This is a genomic window from Gemmobacter serpentinus (genome assembly GCF_008973825.1).
Lineage (GTDB): Bacteria > Pseudomonadota > Alphaproteobacteria > Rhodobacterales > Rhodobacteraceae > Gemmobacter > Gemmobacter serpentinus.
Genome location: NZ_WCHR01000033.1, coordinates 46,674 through 64,787 on the forward strand (window position 1 = coordinate 46,674; position 18,114 = coordinate 64,787).

Genomic DNA, 18,114 nt, shown 5'->3' on the forward strand with positions numbered 1-18,114 from the left:
ATAATCGAGCAAAGAAGACCAGAAAATGCAGTCCCTGAAGGCTTGATGTCGAAAAGCCAGATTGGCAGGCCGAGACTGCATGACAATAGGCGATCAGGCGCGATCGAAGGCCCGCCTAATTTCACCTTTTCACAGATATCCTCGGGGGGAGAAGCCGTCAGGCTTCGCGGGGGGCAGACAGCCCCCCGGATACGGGGTCGGAGAATTGCGTCGCATCAGGTCGGGCAGGTTGCAGACAACAGAACCCGCCGCCACGATGCGCGCGGCGTCAGATCTGCTTTTCAGGCATTTGCACCACAAGCCCATCCAGCGCGTCGCTCACCTTGATCTGGCAGGTCAGGCGCGAACGGGCGGGATCGGGTTCCCATGCGAAATCCAGCATATCCTCTTCCATCGCATCCTTTTTCGGCAGCCGGTCCACCCATTCGGGAGCCACATAGACATGGCAGGTCGAACAGGCGCAGGCACCGCCGCAATCGGCCTCGATGCCCGGAACGCCATTGTCGCGCGCGCCCTCCATGACCGTCAGCCCGTTCGGCACGTCGATGACATGCTGTTTCCCGCTGTGCTCCACATAGGTGATCTTTGCCATTCCCGGCCTCTCCAAAGCATTGCTGATGCAGAGATAGGCGAAATTTTCATCCGCTTCCAGTGCGCGCAGCCGTTTCCCGCAGCCGCCGGTCCCGCGCCCCTTTTCTGCACCCGCATTTGTCGCTATGGTTTTGCACAACAAGACAAACTAGGCAGCAGAACGGGGCAGGACAGCATGATCGCACGCTTGGCGACCGGGGTTGCGGTCCTGATCCTGCTGGCTGCCTGCACCCAGGACCGGGTGGCACGTCCCTCCACCGCCGATCTTTCCAAAGGCGTGATCCGGGTGCGCGGCAGCGACACCGCAGCGCCCGCCTCTGAGCCCGGGCGCTGCTGGACCACCGACACCACCCCCGCCATCATCGAGACGGTTTCAGAACAGGTGATCGACGCACCTGCCGTCACCGATGCGCAGGGCAATGTGACCAGCCCCGCCCGCTATGCGACATCGACCCATCAACGCATCCTGCGCGACCGGCAATCGATCCATATCCGCACCCCCTGCCCCGAGGATATGACGGTGGAGTTCATCGCCTCGGTGCAGCGGGCTCTGAAGGCGCGCGGCTTCTACGCCGCGCCGGTGACCGGGGCGATGGATGCGCCCACATTGGCGGCTGTGCGGCGCTTTCAGGCGGATCAGGGCCTTGATAGCCCAGTCCTGTCGCTGGCGGGCGCAAAGACCCTTGGGCTTGTGAAGACGGAGCTGGACGAGTTGTGATTTCTGACACGGATCTTGAGTCGGCGGTGCTGGCCCATCAGACCGATGACCATCGCATCGACGCCGCGCATGATCTGGGCCATCTGCGCAGGGTCTGGGCCAATTGCCGCCGCATCGCGCTGGATGAGCCGGGTGCAGATCTGGAGGTGCTGCGCGTTGCGGCCTTCCTGCATGATCTGGTCAATCTGCCAAAGGACGCGCCGAACCGGGCCGAGGCCTCGCGCCTTTCGGCCGAGGCTGCGGTGATCTGGTTGCGGCAAGCGGGCTTCCCTGAAGCCAAACTGCCCGCTGTGGCCCATGCGATTGCCGCGCACAGCTTTTCCGCCGCCATCCCGCCCGAGACGCTGGAGGCGCGCATCCTGCAGGATGCCGACCGGCTGGAGGCGCTTGGGGCCATCGGCCTGGCGCGGCTGTTTGTGGTGGCGGGCCAGATCGGCACCGCACTGTTCGATGACCACGACCCGATGGCATTGCACCGCCCGCTGGACGACCGTCGCTTTGCGCTGGATCATCTGGAGGTGAAGCTGTTTCCCGTGGCGCAGGCCATGCAGACCCATGCGGGCCGCCAGATGGCGGAAGAACGCGCCGAATGGATGGGGTCGTTCCGCAGCCGCCTGTTGCGGGAGATCGGCTGATGCGGAAACGCTATTGGTTCCTGATCGCTGCGGCGATGGTTCTGGCGGTGCCCGCCTATACCAAGGTGATGGCGCGTCTGGCCCCCGGCACACCGCCCGCCATGGCGCCGGTGGCCGATCAGGCGGATCGCATTCTGGTCGAGAAATCCGCGCGCCGGATGGAGCTGTGGCAGGGTGACACCCTGCTGGCCCGCTATGACATCGCGCTTGGTGGCGCGCCCGAGGCGGGCCACAAGCAGCAAGAGGGCGACGAGCGCACGCCCGAGGGGCAATATATCATCGACTGGCGCAATGCCCGTTCGATTGCGCATATGAGCCTGCATATTTCTTATCCCCATCCCGAGGACAGCGCGGTGGCGGCCTCGATGGGTGTCAGCCCCGGTGGGGCGGTGATGATCCATGGCCTGCCCAATGGCTGGGGCGCGCTTGGGCGGCTGCATCTGCTGGCGGACTGGACCGATGGCTGCATCGGCGTCACCAATGCCGAGATGGAACAGATCTGGTCGCTGGTCCCCGATGGCACCCCGATCGAGATCCGGCCCTGAGGTCGGATGCAGGTGATCTAATCTCGGTAAAGCGCGGCTGCCAAGGCGGCACCTGCCGTCAACCATTCGCCGCACGGACATTGCAACGCGAAGGCTGTCACAGAAGCCTGTCACAAAGGTCAGCGGCGCCCTGTGGTCAGACAGATCCGGGGCGCAGCCAATCATTCGCAAGGTGGCCAATCTGCCGATCGTCGAGCAGAGAGAACGGCGCGCAGGACGCAGCGGGCGTTCCGTCAAAGACATTCCCTCAGAGACCCCCCGAGAGGCACCCCTGAGAGACGGCCCCCCAACAATCGCCACCTCACAGGCAGTCTGACAGATGACGATCACGCCGCAGGGATCGGGCGCGGGCGGCCCATATCGTCCAGCGCCACAAAGGTAAACGTCGCATCCGTCACCTTGATGCTTTCGGCACCGTAACGGTCGCGCCGCCAGGCCTCGACATGGATCCGCATGGAGCTGCGGCCCTGCCCCTCCAGATCGGCATAAAGCGAGACCTCATCGCCCACTTTCACCGGCTTGAGAAAGGTCATCCCCTCGACCGCGATGGTGGCTGCGCGCCCGCGTGCGATGCGGGCGGCCAGATTGCCCGCTGCAAGGTCCATCTGCGACATCAGCCAGCCGCCGAAGATATCCCCCGAAGGGTTTGTATCGGCGGGCATGGCGATGGTGCGGATGACGGGTTCGGTTTCTGGCGGCTGGTCTTTTGCTGCGTCTTGCGGCTGGTCGGACATTGAGGCTCCTCTGGCTGGGGCCAGAATGGCAAAACGCCGCCGCTTGCGAAAGCCCTGCCGTATGGCCGCCACTCCGCCCGCATGAAAAAGGGCGGCAGGCCATGGCCCGCCGCCCGTTTCAACAGCAGATCGTCAGCGCCCGATCAATCTTCGACCGACAGCGCCACGAAGCGCGGATCGCCACCACGGCGGATCAGCAGAAGGATCGACTTGCGCCCGGCCTCGCGGGCCTCATCGACACGGGCTTTCAGATCGTCGATCCGCGCCACCTTTTGCTGGCCGGCCTCGGTGATCAGATCGCCTTCGCGCAGGCCTTTGGTGAACGCCTCAGAGGTGCCGTCAACCTTGGTGATCACCAGACCTTCGGCATCCGCCGCGAGGCCCAGCTTTTCGGCCAGCTCCTTGGTGACAGGCTCCACCGTCAGGCCCATCAACTCGGCCTTGGCTGAGGGCGCGGGCGCGCCGGGCTTGGTGGCGGCGGTTTCGGTCGCCTCGGCCTCTTCGCGGCGGCCAAGCGTCACTTCCAGCGTCTCGGTCTTGCCCTTGCGCAGCACCTCGACCTTCACGCCCTCGCCCACCGGCGCATCGGCCACGCGGCGCGTCAGGTCACGGACATCCTTGATGGTCTTGCCGTCAAACAGGGTGATGACGTCGCCCGCCTCCATCCCCGCGGCCTTGGCCGGGCCATCGGGCACATCGGTAATCAGCGCGCCGACAACCCCGTCCCCAAGCGCCATCGCCTCGGCCACATCCGGTGTCACATCCTGGATGCGCACGCCCAGCCAACCCCGACGGGTCTCACCGAACTCGCGCAGTTGATTGACCAACTTGGTCACCACATTGGACGCCATGGAGAAGCCGATCCCGATGGAGCCGCCGGTGGGCGACAGGATCGCGGTGTTCACCCCGATCACCTCGCCATCCATGTTGAACAGCGGGCCGCCCGAATTGCCCTTGTTGATCGCGGCATCGGTCTGAAGGTAATCGTCATAGGTGCCCTGCAGCTCGCGCCCGCGCGCCGAGACGATCCCGGCCGAGACCGAGAAGCCCTGCCCCAGCGGGTTGCCCATCGCCATCACCCAGTCGCCGACGCGCATCCCGTCACTGTCGCCGAAATTGACGAAGGGCAGCGCATCCTTGCTTTCGACCTTCAACACCGCAATATCGGTTTTCGGATCGGTGCCGATCAGCTTTGCCGGCAGGCGCTTGCCCGAGAAGAACTCGATCTCGATTTCGTCGGCACCCTCGATGACGTGGTTGTTCGTCACGATATAGCCGTCTTCCGAGATGACGAAGCCCGAGCCAAGCGCCTCGGAACGGCGCGGCTCATTGCCGCCATCGCGGTTCTGGAACTGGTCGAAGAAATCCTGGAAGGGCGAGCCTTCGGGCAGGCGCGGCAGATCTTCGGCCGAGGTTTCGACCACGGCAGATGTGGTGATGTTCACCACCGCCGGGCTGATCTTCTCGGCCAGATCGGCAAAGGTTTCCGGGGCGCCGCGCGCCTCGGCAAAATGGGCCGGGCCCATGGCCACGGTCAGGCCCAGCAGCAGGGCACCCATCAGCCGCGTCGCACCGCGTGGCTGGCGGGCACGCGGGCTTGGGTCGAAAGCAGGCCTGTCCAGAGTGATGGCTCTCGATTGCACCGCAGAACTCCTTTTCGGTCGCAAATGGCACGGCCTCCCCGGCCGATCCCGTCTCACACCAAACAGGTAGGGCGGCGCGAAGGCAATGCAAACCCCCATCGCGGCGCGTCAAACGGATGTGATTCTTTGTTTCAATCCGACAGGGCTTCAATCCGACAGGGCTTCAATCCGACAGGGCTTTAATCCGACCGGGCCGAGCGGCGCGGGTCAGAGGCAGGCAAGGCCCACCCCACCGCAGGCCCCGACCAGCACGATGATCCATGGCGGCACCGACCAGCGGGTCAGCCCCACGAACAAGACAAGCGCCAGCGCCAGATCGGGCAGGCCGTTGACCGCGCCGGTGAAGACCGGCTGGTAAAGCGCCGCACCAAGGATGCCCACGACCGCCGCATTGGCCCCCTGCATCATCGCGCGCGCCGTGCGCAGATCCGACAGGCGCGCCCAGAATGGCAGGGCCGCGATCAGCAGAAGGAAGCCCGGCAGAAAGATCGCGCCCGTGGCGAGCAGCGCCCCGAGCAGGCCATGCGGCACCGGGCTTTGCACCGCGCCAAGCCAGCCGGCAAAGGTGAAGAGCGGCCCCGGCATGGCCTGGGTCAGCGCATAGCCTGCCAGAAAGTCATCAGGTGCGACGCGGCCCGACTGCACCATGCCCGGCTCCAGCAAGGGCAGAACGACATGGCCGCCGCCAAAGACCATGGCCCCAGCGTGATAAAAGATATCCGCCAGCGCCAGACCGGGATGGCTGGCCGCCAGAATGGGCAGCAGCACCAGCAGCACAAGGCACAGCACCAGCGCCGCAAGTCCAGCGCGGGGCGTGATCCGGTGGCGTAGCCCCTGCGCCGCTTGGGCTGCCGGTTCGACCTTCAGCCCAAGGCCAAGCGCCGCCCCCAGAGTGATCGCCGATGCCATGGCCCAGATCCCGGGCCAAAAGGCCAGCACCGCCACCGCAAGCACCGCAATGCCCGCGCGGGCACGATCGGGGCAAAGCGTGCGCGCCATGCCAAGGACCGCCTGCGCCACAACAGCCACCGCGACCAGCTTCAACCCGTGCAGCAGCCCCGCGCCTACAGGCCCGTCCGGCAGGCTGACGCCACTGGCCAGCAAGAACAGGATCGCGAAGGATGGCAGGGTGAAGGCCAGAAAGGCCACGAGCGCCCCGCCCCAGCCCGCCCGCATCAGGCCAAGGGCAAAGCCCACCTGGCTGGAGGTCGGCCCCGGCAGGAACTGGCACAGCGCCACCAGATCGGCATAGTCCTGTTCCGAAAGCCAGCGCCGCCGGATCACCAGCTCATCGCGGAAATAGCCCAGATGCGCGATCGGCCCGCCAAAGGCCGTCAGTCCCAGCTTGAGGAAGGCACCGCCCACCTCGGCCACGCGGCCCTGCCGATGTTTTTCGCCGCCATCCATGCCGATATCCTGTTGCCCGCCATGTTATAGACGCAGCGATGTGACAAAACATAGCGCCCGGAATGAAAAACGGGCGCGAGGTTGCCCCCGCGCCCGTCATTCTCTGCAATCTGCGCCGGGTTATTCTGCGGCAGCCCGGCCCTCGGGCGAGTTCAGATAGCTGAAGAAATCGCTGTTCGGTTCCAACACGATGGAGCTGTTGCCCTCGCGCAGCGACCGTTCATAAGCGGTCAGCGATCGGGTGAAGGCGAAGAATTCAGGGTCACGACCAAAGGCTTCGGAATAGATCGCGTTGCGTTCGGCATCGGCTTCACCGCGGATGACCTCGGCCTGACGGCGCGCATCCGAAGTGGTGACCACCACGGCGCGGTCAGCAGAGGCCTTCACGCGGCTTGCGGCCTCGTTCCCGCGGGCGATCTCGTCGGCCGCTTCGCGCTCGCGCTCGGCGCGCATCCGCGCGTAGGTCGCGGCAAGGTTCTGCTCCGGCAGGTCGGTGCGGGTCAGACGCACGTCGATCACCTCGATGCCAAGGCTGGCGGATTGCTGACGCGCGATATCACGGATCGCGTTCATCAACCCGGTGCGGTCTTCCGACAGCACGGCATTGGAGTTGACCGAGCCCAGAACCTGCCGCATCGCGGCGCTGATGATCGGGTCAAGTCGCGATTGCGCAGCCTCGATCCCGCCGGCACCCACCGCTTCGCGGAAATCGACCGCATTGGTGATGCGCCAGCGCGCGAAGGCATCGACGATCAGGCGGCGATTGTCCTTCAGCGTGGCTTCCAGCGATTGCGATTGCAGACCAAGGATCCGGTCTTCATAGCGCACCACGTCCTGAATGAACGGCACCTTGAAGCCCAAGCCCGGCTCGCTGATCTGCTGTTTCACCTGACCGAACTGCATCACCAGCACCTGCTCGCGCTCATCCACGATGAAGACGGAAGACAGCGCCAGTGCGCCCACGGCCAGAACGGCGGGAAGGATATATTGGATGCGGGCCATCTCAGTTGCCTCCCTGCGTTTGCGGCTGGGCCGGGCGGGCCAGTTCGTTCAGCGGCAGATAGGGCACGACGCCGCCGCCGCCCTGTCCCTGCCCGTTCGAGACGCCATCAAGGATGACCTTGTTCATGCGACCAAGGACGTTTTCCATGGTTTCCAGATACATGCGCTGGCGCGTGACTTCAGGTGCCTTCACATATTCACCGTAAACCGCAAGGAAGCGGCTGGCCTCACCCTGCGCGTCGTTGACGACGCGGGCGCGATAGGCTTCGGCATCCTCCATCAGACGCGCAGCCTCGCCACGCGCACCGGCGGTGACGCGGTTCGAATAGGCATCGGCCTCTTTTTCAAGACGGTCGCGCTCTTGTTGCGCGGCCTGCACCTCGCGGAAGGCATCCGACACCTCGCGCGGCGGATCGGCTCGGTCGAAGTTCACGCGCAGCACCTGAATGCCGGCGTTATATTCGTCCAGCGTCGCTTGCACATTGGCCTGAAGATCAGCCGCAATGCTGGCACGGCCGGTGTTCAGGACCGGGGTCAGTTCAGAACGCGCGATGATGTCGCGCATGGCCGAGGCCGCAACCGCGCGCACGGTATCGGCGGGATCGGCCAGATTGAACAGGAAGCCTTCGGGGTCTTTCACGTTCCAGACCACCTGGAAGGCCACATCCACGATATTCTGATCCCGGGTCAGCATCAGGCCGCTATCGCCGTCGCCATTGCGCCCGGTGCCGATATCGGTGGTGCGCTGGCCGGTCACCTCGACCAGTTCAGCCTTGACGACGGGCCAGGGCGCAAAGTTCAGGCCTGGCTGGCCGATATCGGAAAACTCGCCCAGAAACAGCTCGACCGAACGTTGCTCCGGCTTCACGGTGTAGAAGGACATCCAGCCCCAGACCGCCACCAGCGCCAGCGCGCCAAGCGCCAGCCCCTGCGGCGTGAAGATCGGGCCGACACCGCCCGGGCCGCGCCCGCCGCCGCCATTGCCACCGCCCTGACGGCCGCGCCCGCCCATCAGAACGCGCAACTGTTCCTGGCCCTTTTTCACGATCTCGTCGATCTCGGGGATCTGCGGACCTTCATTTCCGGGGCGACGCGGACCACGTCCCTCATTGCCACGCCCGTCATCACGGCCGTCGCGCCCGTCGCGGTCATCACCGCCGCCACCACCGCCGCCCCAAGGCCCTCCGTTCGACATCGATCTTTCCCTTGCTGTTATCCATTCAGCTAACTGGTCATTTCCACGCGGAAATCAAGACTGAAACGGCGCTTCCGATGGTCGCAGGCGGTGTCAGGTGCCTGAGACCATGGCCCCGAACAACGAAGGGCGGCAGGTTGCCCCGCCGCCCCTTTGCCATGCCGGCCGGATCTGTCAGCCCCGCGCCTCGCGGATCAGTTTCAGGATATCGCGCGCGGCATTGGGGATATTGGTGCCCGGCCCGAAGATCGCCTTCACCCCGTTCTGATAGAGGAAATCGTAATCCTGCTGCGGGATCACGCCGCCGCAGATCACAAGGATCTCGCCTGCACCGGCATCCTTCAGGGCCTGCACCAGCTTCGGCGCCAGGGTCTTGTGGCCCGCCGCCTGGCTTGAGATGCCCACCACATGCACGTCATTGTCGACCGCATCCTGTGCAGCCTCTTCAGGGGTCTGGAACAGCGGACCGACATCGACGTCAAAGCCGATATCGGCAAAGGCTGTGGCGATGACCTTGGCACCCCGGTCATGACCATCCTGCCCCATCTTCACCACCAGCATCCGCGGGCGCCGGCCCTCGGCCTCGGCAAAGTCCTCGACATCCTTCTGGATGGCGGCAAAGCCTTCATCGCCCTCATAGGCGGCACCATATACCCCTGCCAATGTCTTCACCTCCGCACGATGGCGCCCGAAGGTGCCTTCCATCGCCAGACTGATCTCGCCCACGGTGGCGCGCATCCGGGCGCATTCCACCGCCGCTTCCAGCAGATTGCCGCCCTCCACCGTGCGGCGACCAAGTTCCAAAAGCGCCGCGTCGCAGGCCGCCTGATCGCGCGAGGCCTTGATCTGGTTCAACCGGGCGATCTGGCTGTCGCGCACGGCCACATTGTCGACATCCAGAATGTCGATCGGGTCTTCCTTGGCGAGACGGTACTTGTTGACCCCAACGATCACCTCATCGCCGCGGTCGATCATCGCCTGCCGGCGCGCCGCGGTTTCCTCGACCCGCAGCTTTGGCATCCCCGAGACCACGGCCTTGGTCATGCCGCCCATGGATTCGATCTCTTCGATCATCTCCCATGCCTTTTCGGCAAGCTCATGCGTCAGGCTTTCGACATAATAGCTGCCTGCCAAGGGATCCACGACCTTGGTGACCCCGGTTTCCTCTTGCAGAATGATCTGGGTGTTGCGGGCGATGCGGGCCGAAAACTCGGTCGGCAGCGCGATAGCCTCATCCAGCGCATTGGTATGCAGCGATTGCGTGCCGCCAAGGGCCGCCGACATCGCCTCATAGGCGGTGCGGATCACGTTGTTATAGGGATCTTGTTCCTGCAGGGACACGCCCGAGGTCTGGCAATGGGTGCGCAGCATGAGGGAACCCGACTTCTTGGGGTTGAACTCCTGCATGATGCGGGTCCAGAGCAGACGCGCCGCGCGCAGCTTCGCCGCCTCCATGAAGAAGTTCATGCCGATGGCGAAGAAGAACGAAAGCCGCCCGGCAAAGGCATCGACATCCATGCCGCGTGCCAGCGCCGCACGGACATATTCGCGCCCGTCGGCCAGCGTGAAGGCCAGTTCCTGCACAAGATTGGCACCCGCTTCCTGCAGGTGATAGCCCGAGATCGAGATCGAGTTGAACTTCGGCATCTCGTTCGAGGTATATTCGATGATATCGGCGATGATGCGCATCGATGGTTCGGGCGGATAGATATAGGTGTTCCGCACCATGAATTCCTTGAGGATATCGTTCTGGATGGTGCCCGACAGCACCGAACGGTCATGGCCCTGTTCCTCGCCCGTCACGATGAAATTGGCCAGGATCGGGATCACCGCCCCGTTCATCGTCATCGAGACCGAAACCTTATCGAGCGGGATGCCGTCGAACAGGATCTTCATATCCTCGACGCTATCGATCGCCACACCCGCCTTGCCGACATCGCCGACCACGCGCGGGTGATCGCTGTCATAGCCCCGATGCGTTGCCAGATCGAAAGCGACCGACACGCCCTGTTGCCCCGCGGCCAGTGCCTTGCGGTAGAAGGCGTTCGATTCCTCGGCGGTGGAAAAGCCCGCATATTGCCGGATCGTCCAGGGGCGGCCCGCATACATCGTGGCACGCACCCCGCGGGTGAAGGGGGCGACGCCCGGCACCTCGCCCATCTGCGGCAGGCCTTCCACATCGGCGGCGGTGTAAAGCGGCTTGACCGGGATGCCTTCCAGCGTGTCCCAGATCAGGGTGTCCGGGCTTTTGCCCTTCAGTTCCTTTTCGGCGAGCTTGCGCCAGGTGTCGATCGGATCGGTCATTGCAAACCTGTCTGCTGGAGGAAGTCGCCGGGGGCCAGCCCCCGGACTCCCGGGATACTTGAGGAACAGATGAAAAGGATCGGAGATCCTAATCAGCAAGATCGTTGAGAATCTGTTGAAGGGCTTTACGCCCTTCCTTCCCAAGCTGGATGGACTGGCTCACCTTGCCAGCCAACTTCCTACCCTCTCGGCCGTAAGTATCAATTTGGAGGAAAAGCTCACCATCCCGCTCAAAGGCGTGAAACGTGGCCTCAACTTCATCGTGTAGCGACGTTCGCTGTATCGCCTTCGATGTAAACGCGTTGATCCGTGCCATCACTCAAATTCCATGATCACATCATCGACACGCAGGCTGGCACCGGCGGCGGCAGAGATCTTCTTCACCACGCCGCGCTTTTCGGCCTTGAGGATGTTTTCCATCTTCATCGCCTCGACGGTGGCCAGCGCCTGACCTTCCTGAACCTCCTGGCCCTCTTCGACCGAGATCTTCACCACCAGGCCCGGCATCGGGCAGAGCAGGAAGCGCGAGGTGTCGGGCGGCAGTTTTTCCGGCATCAGCAGCGCCAGTTCGTGCTGGCGCGGCGTGCGGACATGGACCTTGAGATCGGCACCACGCAAGCGGATGCGGAAGCCCATCGGCACCTTGCCGACCTTGAGGACCAGCGGGCTGCCATCGATATCGATACGGGCCAGCTGATCGCCCGGCGTCCAGTCGCTGCTGACGCGGAGCGCATGGCCATCCTCGAAGGTGACGGTGGAGCCTGCCTTGTCGGCGGCGATGGTGACGGCGAAGGCCTGGCCCTGCAGGCTGACCACCCAGTCATCGCCAACCCGGCGTTCGTGATTGTCCATCGTGCCGGAGATCTTGGTGCGGCGGATCTCGGCCACACGGTTCATCGCGGCGGTCGCCGCCACCACGCGGCGCAGCATGGCGTCATCCAGTGGCACGCCGTTGAAGCCCTCCGGGTATTCCTCGGCGATGAAGGCCGTGGTGATATTGCCCGAGGTGAAGCGCGGATGTTCCATCACCGCCGAGCAGAATGGCAGATTGTGCCCGATGCCCTCGACCTCGAATGTATCGAGCGCCAGACGCATTTCCTCGATGGCCGCATCGCGGGTTGGCCCCCAGGTGCAGAGCTTGGCGATCATCGGGTCATAATACATGCTGATCTCGCCGCCCTCAAAGACGCCGGTATCATTGCGCACGATGCCGCCACGGCTGGTCTCGCCCTCGACCGGTGGGCGATAGCGGGTCAGCCGCCCGATGGAGGGCAGGAAGTTGCGATAGGGATCTTCGGCGTAAAGCCGGCTTTCCATCGCCCAACCGTTGATCTTCAGATCTTCCTGTTTGAAGGGCAGTTTCTCGCCATTCGCCACGCGGATCATCTGTTCCACCAGATCGACGCCGGTGATCAGTTCCGTCACCGGGTGTTCCACCTGAAGGCGGGTGTTCATTTCCAGGAAATAGAAGTTGCGATTGCCATCGACGATGAATTCGACGGTGCCCGCCGACGTATACCCCACGGCCTTGGCCAGCGCGACGGCCTGTTCGCCCATGGCCTTGCGCGTGGCTTCATCAAGAAAGGGCGACGGCGCCTCTTCGATGACCTTCTGGTTGCGGCGCTGGATCGAGCATTCCCGCTCGTGCAGATAGACGGCATTGCCATGCTTGTCGGCCAGAACCTGGATCTCGATATGGCGCGGCTGCGTCACGAATTTCTCGATGAAGATGCGGTCATCGCCAAAGCTGTTGGCCGCCTCGTTTTTGGAGGATTCAAAGCCTTCGCGCGCTTCCTGATCGTTCCAGGCGATGCGCATCCCCTTGCCACCGCCGCCGGCGCTGGCCTTGATCATCACCGGATAGCCGATCTGATCGGAAATCTTCACCGCCTCGTCGGCATCGGCGATCAGGCCCATATAGCCGGGCACGGTGTTCACGCCCGCTTCCTGCGCGATCTTCTTGGAGGTGATCTTGTCGCCCATGGATTCGATGGCGGGGCTTGGCGGACCGACAAAGATCACGCCCTCTTTCTCAAGGGCGGCCGCGAAATCCATCCGCTCCGACAGGAAGCCGTAACCGGGATGCACCGCTTCGGCGCCGGTCTGGCGGACGGCCTCCATGATCTTGTCGATCACGATATAGGATTGGTTGGCGGGGGCCGGTCCGATATGGACGGCCTCATCGGCCATCTTCACATGCAGCGCGTTGCGGTCGGCATCCGAATAGACGGCGACGGTCTTGATACCCATCAGCTTGGCCGTCTTGATCACGCGGCAGGCGATCTCGCCCCGGTTGGCGATCAGGATCTTCTTGAACATTCGGCTTCCTTCCCCTCAAACGCGCGCGGGCCTGCGCGCGCAGTCTAGCAATGACAAAAGGCCACCCGGGCGGCGTGCCCGAATGGCCTTCATTCTGGATCCCGTGGCCGCGAGAGCGGTGCCGGGCAATGCGGTCAGATGGTCTGCGCGCGCCTCAGCGGCAGGCAGGCAGACCCGGCACGCCGCAGGACGCGCCACCGGCCAATGCGCCAAGGGCGGCACCGGCGACCATGTTTTGATCGGTCGCATCGGCAGCGGCAGCACCAAGCACGCCCCCCAGAAGCGCACGGCCGCCCTGGGTTTGCAGCGGGTTGGTCGGCTGCGGCTGATAGCCGTAGCCCGCATTGTTGTAGCCGCCGCCGGACTGCACGCAGCCTGCGGTTGCCAGCGCGATGGTCGCGAAAAGGGTAAGGGAAGAAAGACGCATGCTCGGCCTCCATTCAGAGTTGGTTCTGAAGCCAAGTCTAACGCATTCCCGCGCGGCTGACAGTCCCGTTCGCGGTCACGATTGCGCGTTTCAGCGGAAAGGCGCGCGTGCGACGGCGAAATAAATAGGCCCTGGGGTTGCTGTTCCGCGAAAAGATGTCCGGTCCACGCGGGACCGGACAGGAAGTCAGGGGAAGGGGCGCAAGGCCGGGACGCAAACACGGCCCTGCGGATGGCGGACCGGGGGAAACCGCCCGCCTCTCCCTCAAGATGGGGGCGCAACCTGCCGCAAGCAAAGGGAAATTCCGACGCAGGTGAAACCTGCGCGGAAAGCTGCCCGATGCGGAGATGGTTGCGCGGAAACATGCTCAGTCCTCGTCCTCGTCGTCCCAGTCGTCAAAGGCGGGCTCTTCCGCATCTTCGGCGAAAACGTCGGGGAAAGAGACCTGTGCGCGCTTCACATCTATGCGCAGCAAGGCCTCATAAGAGCAGGGATCAAAAGGATCTTCGGCCGCCACAACCTCGCGTCCGAACAGCCATGACAGCCGCCCGGCATCAAGATTGCCGCGTTCAAAGGGTTCTTCGCCGAAATGGTTCCACAATGCGCGCATGAACGCCGTATCGGCGGCCTTGTCGACGTTTTTGCGATCTCTGAAACGTTCCCGTTTGATCAGCTTGCTCGCGCCCTCTTTGACATTGGCACGACGGATCACGAACTGGAAATCGGTCCCGGTCATACGACCGGGGAAGCCACGATGCTTCAGCATACCACGCCCTCCACTTGGAAGGACCGGCAGAAGGTGACGCCTTTTGGGTGCGTGACACCTTCAAGGAAGGTGACGGGCCGCGCCTGCGCAGCCCGTCGCCGGGAATGATTACAGCTTACCTTGGTAAACCGGCTCGGTCGTGACGGCCGGCTCATTGGTATAGACAACTGCATCTTGCTTGGCACCGCAAGCCGCGAGGAACGCGAGCGTGCAAAGGGCCAGGGTGACGCGAATACCGTTCGACATCCTCTACTCCTGCTTTCTTGGGGGGCAGCGTCACCAGACATGGCAAACGGCCCCCGATCCGGGACGCGAAGCACCTGTTGATGCTTCGCCTGCAGAATAAGCGCTTTCTGAGCCAATGAACATGTCGAATCGGTCAGGAATTGCGCCTGTGTCGTGCCTGCATCAAGGTCAGCGGCAAATTCACGCGCATCAACCATATGTTGTGGATTCATCAGAACATCTCCCAAATGCAGGTGCCGTTTTCGATGCGGTAAGCCTCGAAATACTGGGTGACATCGGGGGTTACCTCGCCAAAGGGCGTGGGCATGGCGGAAAGCGAGATGACGACCTGCCGGGGCGTGGCCCCGAGTGCCGTCAGACGCGGCAGCGCGAAACTCTGGCACAGCGCCAGCATATCGGCGCTTGCGGTGTCGAAATCCACGCCTTCAGCGATTTGTGGCGCGACAAAGCGGAAGCGCAGCACCGGCCCCACCGCCCCGTCCTCGGAGCGGATGACGTTTTGAAGCACAACCGCCTGGCCTGATGGCACCGCGATCGGGGCGGCGTCACCTTCCAGCAGCACCTCGCCTGCGCTTGGTTCGGAAAGGGCTTGTCCGGTCATGCCACCCTCCCCTTGCGCAGCAGCACGCGGCGGGCTTTGGGCGGCGCTGGCAGATCGGTCAGGCTGCCAAAGGTCGCAAGTTTCGCGGCCTGTTCGGTCGCCGTCGCCTCGCGCAGATCGAAGATCGCCGCACCATCGGCGGTGATCGCCGTTTCGATGAAAGGCAGATACAGATCAACCGGATAGTGAAATCCGCAGGACAGGAAGCTGACAGCCAGATCCACCGGCCCGCCATCCTCAGGGCGCTCGTCGCGCGGATTCAAGGTCGCGATCTTGGTGCTGAGCACGCCATTATCCTCAAGAATGCGGCGCGCCACAGCCAGGCTGGAATAGGCGGCCCCCTCCTGCGCAAAGCCGAAATGGCGATGCTCATTGCTTTCCAGATCGATCAACAGGATGTCGCTGCCCAGATCGCGCGCAGCAAACAGATCGAACAGCGCATAGCCGCAGCCGATATCGGCGATACGGTTGGGGGCAAGCTCTGCCAGAACCGGCTGCAAGGCGCGGTATTCGGCATGGATCACACCTGCAGCGCGGCGGGCGATCGCTTCGCCCATATCTTCGATCACCGCATTGATCGGACCATCATCGCCGCCATTCCATGCCTTGATGATACGGCCCGAACGCGGCCGGTCATACATGACCTCCGACCGCTGGAGGATCAGATTGAGCAGATCCCCCTTGTCGAAAGCCGAAAGGTCAAGCGCCGCAATGGCATCTGACCCGGCCTCCGCACCGATATCAATCTCGAGCCGCATGGACATCCCCTTAGATCTGCGTGAACGCGTTACAGGGGGATGTTATCGTGTTTCTTCCACGGGTTTGCCAGCTTCTTGCCACGCAGGCTGGCAAAGGCGCGGGCAATCCGGCGGCGGGTCGAACGGGGCTGGATCACCTCGTCGATAAAGCCGCGCTCGGCCGCGACGAAGGGATTGGCAAAGCGGTCCTCGTAATCCTTGGTGCGGGCCGCGATCTTGTCCTTGTCGCCCAGTTCCGACCGATACAGGATCTCGGTCGCGCCCTTGGCCCCCATCACCGCAATCTCGGCGGTGGGCCAGGCATAGTTGAAATCGCCGCGCAGGTGTTTCGACGACATCACGTCATAGGCACCGCCATAGGCCTTGCGGGTGATGACGGTGACCTTGGGCACCGTCGCCTCGCCATAAGCGAAGAGCAGCTTCGCGCCATGCTTGATGACGCCGCCATATTCCTGGCTGGTGCCCGGCAGGAAGCCCGGCACATCGACCAGCGTCAGGATCGGGATCTCGAACGCGTCGCAGAAGCGGACAAAGCGCGCAGCCTTGCGCGAGCTGTCGATATCCAGGCAGCCCGCCAGCACCATCGGCTGGTTCGCCACCACGCCCACCGACTGGCCTTCGATGCGGATGAAGCCGGTGATGATATTGCCGGCGTAATCCTTCTGGATCTCGTAGAAATCGCCCTCATCGGCCAGCTTCAGGATCAGCTCTTTCATGTCATAGGGCTGGTTCGGATTGTCCGGGATCAGCGTATCAAGGCTTGCCTCCACCCGCGCCGGGTCATCGAAGAACGGCCGCACCGGCGCCTTCTGGCGGTTGTTCAGCGGCAGGAAATCGACCAGACGCCGCACCTCCGCCAGCGCCTCCACATCGTTGTCAAAGGCACCATCGGCCACGCTCGATTTCTTGGTATGGGTGCTGGCCCCGCCCAATTCCTCTGCGGTGACAACCTCGTTGGTGACCGTTTTCACCACATCGGGGCCGGTCACGAACATGTAGGACGTGTCCTTCACCATGAAGATGAAGTCGGTCATGGCGGGGGAATAGACCGCGCCGCCCGCGCAGGGACCCATGATGACGCTGATCTGCGGCACCACACCCGAGGCCAGCACATTGCGCTGGAACACATCGGCATAGCCTGCAAGCGAGGCCACGCCCTCCTGGATGCGCGCACCACCGGAATCGTTCAGCCCGATCACCGGCGCACCGTTCTGCAGCGCCATATCCATGATCTTGCAGATCTTTTGCGCATGGGTTTCGGACAGGGAGCCGCCAAAGACGGTGAAATCCTGGCTGAAGACATAGACCTGACGGCCATTGATCGTGCCCCAGCCCGTCACAACGCCATCGCCGGCCGGACGGTCCTGCTCCATCCCGAAATCGGTGCAGCGGTGGCGCACGAACATGTCGAACTCTTCAAACGAGCCCTCATCCAGCAGCAGGTCGATGCGTTCGCGCGCGGTCAGCTTGCCCTTGGCGTGCTGGGCATCGACGCGGCGCGCCCCGCCCCCAGCCCGGGCCACGGCGCGACGGGTCTCAAGCTCTTGCAGGATGTCTTTCATGGCAGTTCTCTCCCCGGGAATCGAGCGCACAATATTATTGCGCGGGGCTGAGGCAAAACGAAATTCCGAAAATTTGCAAATTATTGGCAGATCGTGAGTTGCAAATTGCAAAAGTTGCTAAGTCAGTCCCGCGCCTCACCAGATGCCCCTGAAGATGTGGCCACCTGTTGAAAAACCAGCCGATTAAGGCCCATTTCCGGGGTTTCGGCGAACATAATCAAGGCGATTGGGTGCCAGTTTCCGGCGCAAACCACCATTTCGCTTATGAATCAATATATTGGACGAGGCGCGTCAAGCGACAGTCGTTGACCGTATCACACAAGATCGTAGACCTGCACCAGACGTGGCCAGATTGACGAAACTGCCCTGCCCCAAAATGGTTTGGCTGCTCGAAAGCTGCTGGATTCAGATCCGGGCACCGTCGGCGAGTGCACCGGGCACTGCGCCCGCAACCGGGTCCAGAATAAAGCCGGAGGGACCACCCAAAGAGTGGCAACCGGCTTTATTCAGGGTGAGATGAGGACGTGGGGCACAAGTGACGATCCGAAGACGCCCGGCCTCCGATCGGCATTGTTGCAGAAGTCCGGCTGCGGCTAGACGCGCCCCTTTCCCCGTTGGGTTCAGGCCACGCGTTCGATCTCGGTAGTGCCGAGTGCATTGA

18 protein-coding genes are annotated in these 18,114 nt (G+C 63.3%); 3 read left to right on the forward strand and 15 right to left on the reverse strand.

What is annotated here, in order from left to right:
- Positions 1–268 precede the first annotated feature (268 nt).
- The gene (locus tag GBJ34_RS16795) at positions 269–592 is read right to left on the reverse strand and encodes a 2Fe-2S iron-sulfur cluster-binding protein (protein WP_151720349.1); all 324 of its coding nucleotides are present in this window, start codon (positions 590–592) and stop codon (positions 269–271) included.
- 174 nt (positions 593–766) lie between these two features.
- Here GBJ34_RS16795 and GBJ34_RS16800 point away from each other — a divergent pair, with 174 nt between their 5' ends.
- The 3 genes from GBJ34_RS16800 to GBJ34_RS16810 are packed head-to-tail and all read left to right on the forward strand — an operon-like array spanning position 767 to position 2,489.
- On the forward strand, positions 767–1,309 hold the full coding sequence (locus tag GBJ34_RS16800) for a peptidoglycan-binding domain-containing protein (RefSeq protein WP_151720350.1): 543 nt from the start codon (positions 767–769) through the stop codon (positions 1,307–1,309).
- Complete coding sequence (locus GBJ34_RS16805; RefSeq protein WP_151720351.1) at positions 1,306–1,944, forward strand: HD domain-containing protein; 639 nt, start codon at positions 1,306–1,308, stop codon at positions 1,942–1,944. The genes GBJ34_RS16800 and GBJ34_RS16805 overlap by 4 nt, the downstream gene beginning before the upstream one ends.
- Complete coding sequence (locus tag GBJ34_RS16810; RefSeq protein WP_151720352.1) at positions 1,944–2,489, forward strand: L,D-transpeptidase family protein; 546 nt, start codon at positions 1,944–1,946, stop codon at positions 2,487–2,489. Before GBJ34_RS16805 ends, GBJ34_RS16810 begins: the two co-directional genes overlap by 1 nt.
- A 326-nt stretch (positions 2,490–2,815) precedes the next feature.
- Here GBJ34_RS16810 and GBJ34_RS16815 read toward each other — a convergent pair whose 3' ends face one another.
- The 14 genes from GBJ34_RS16815 to GBJ34_RS16875 all read right to left on the reverse strand — a co-directional run bounded on the left by GBJ34_RS16815 (position 2,816) and on the right by GBJ34_RS16875 (position 17,453).
- The gene (locus GBJ34_RS16815) at positions 2,816–3,223 is read right to left on the reverse strand and encodes an acyl-CoA thioesterase (protein WP_151720353.1); all 408 of its coding nucleotides are present in this window, start codon (positions 3,221–3,223) and stop codon (positions 2,816–2,818) included.
- 143 nt (positions 3,224–3,366) lie between these two features.
- A complete protein-coding gene (locus tag GBJ34_RS16820) occupies positions 3,367–4,866 on the reverse strand; it encodes a DegQ family serine endoprotease (protein WP_404811443.1) in 1,500 nt (499 codons plus the stop codon).
- Between the two features lie 207 nt (positions 4,867–5,073).
- Complete coding sequence (chrA, locus tag GBJ34_RS16825) at positions 5,074–6,273, reverse strand: chromate efflux transporter (RefSeq protein WP_151720355.1); 1,200 nt, start codon at positions 6,271–6,273, stop codon at positions 5,074–5,076.
- A 120-nt stretch (positions 6,274–6,393) separates the two neighbouring features.
- Complete coding sequence (hflC, locus tag GBJ34_RS16830) at positions 6,394–7,275, reverse strand: protease modulator HflC (protein ID WP_151720356.1); 882 nt, start codon at positions 7,273–7,275, stop codon at positions 6,394–6,396.
- Position 7,276: 1 nt separating this feature from the next.
- Positions 7,277–8,470 carry an FtsH protease activity modulator HflK gene (hflK, locus tag GBJ34_RS16835; RefSeq protein WP_151720357.1) on the reverse strand — a complete coding sequence of 398 codons (1,194 nt, stop codon included), beginning with the start codon at positions 8,468–8,470 and terminating at the stop codon, positions 7,277–7,279.
- 174 nt (positions 8,471–8,644) lie between these two features.
- Positions 8,645–10,774 (reverse strand): methylmalonyl-CoA mutase, encoded by a 2,130-nt coding sequence (gene scpA / locus GBJ34_RS16840; RefSeq protein ID WP_151720358.1) that lies wholly within the window; start codon positions 10,772–10,774, stop codon positions 8,645–8,647.
- Between the two features lie 88 nt (positions 10,775–10,862).
- Positions 10,863–11,090 (reverse strand): methionyl-tRNA formyltransferase, encoded by a 228-nt coding sequence (locus tag GBJ34_RS16845; protein ID WP_151720359.1) that lies wholly within the window; start codon positions 11,088–11,090, stop codon positions 10,863–10,865.
- The gene (locus GBJ34_RS16850) at positions 11,090–13,093 is read right to left on the reverse strand and encodes an acetyl-CoA carboxylase biotin carboxylase subunit (RefSeq protein WP_151720360.1); all 2,004 of its coding nucleotides are present in this window, start codon (positions 13,091–13,093) and stop codon (positions 11,090–11,092) included. The genes GBJ34_RS16845 and GBJ34_RS16850 overlap by 1 nt, the downstream gene beginning before the upstream one ends.
- 154 nt (positions 13,094–13,247) lie before the next feature.
- A complete protein-coding gene (locus GBJ34_RS16855; RefSeq protein ID WP_151720361.1) occupies positions 13,248–13,520 on the reverse strand; it encodes a hypothetical protein in 273 nt (90 codons plus the stop codon).
- Positions 13,521–13,887: 367 nt separating this feature from the next.
- A complete protein-coding gene (locus GBJ34_RS16860) occupies positions 13,888–14,286 on the reverse strand; it encodes a hypothetical protein (protein WP_151720362.1) in 399 nt (132 codons plus the stop codon).
- 108 nt (positions 14,287–14,394) lie between these two features.
- On the reverse strand, positions 14,395–14,532 hold the full coding sequence (locus GBJ34_RS20615) for a hypothetical protein (protein WP_192931266.1): 138 nt from the start codon (positions 14,530–14,532) through the stop codon (positions 14,395–14,397).
- A 211-nt stretch (positions 14,533–14,743) separates the two neighbouring features.
- Positions 14,744–15,133: a DUF6497 family protein gene (locus GBJ34_RS16865; RefSeq protein ID WP_151720363.1), complete on the reverse strand. Its 390-nt coding sequence runs from the start codon at positions 15,131–15,133 to the stop codon at positions 14,744–14,746.
- The gene (locus GBJ34_RS16870; protein ID WP_151720364.1) at positions 15,130–15,891 is read right to left on the reverse strand and encodes a class I SAM-dependent methyltransferase; all 762 of its coding nucleotides are present in this window, start codon (positions 15,889–15,891) and stop codon (positions 15,130–15,132) included. Before GBJ34_RS16870 ends, GBJ34_RS16865 begins: the two co-directional genes overlap by 4 nt.
- 29 nt (positions 15,892–15,920) lie before the next feature.
- A complete protein-coding gene (locus GBJ34_RS16875; protein ID WP_151720365.1) occupies positions 15,921–17,453 on the reverse strand; it encodes an acyl-CoA carboxylase subunit beta in 1,533 nt (510 codons plus the stop codon).
- Positions 17,454–18,114: the final 661 nt, after the last annotated feature.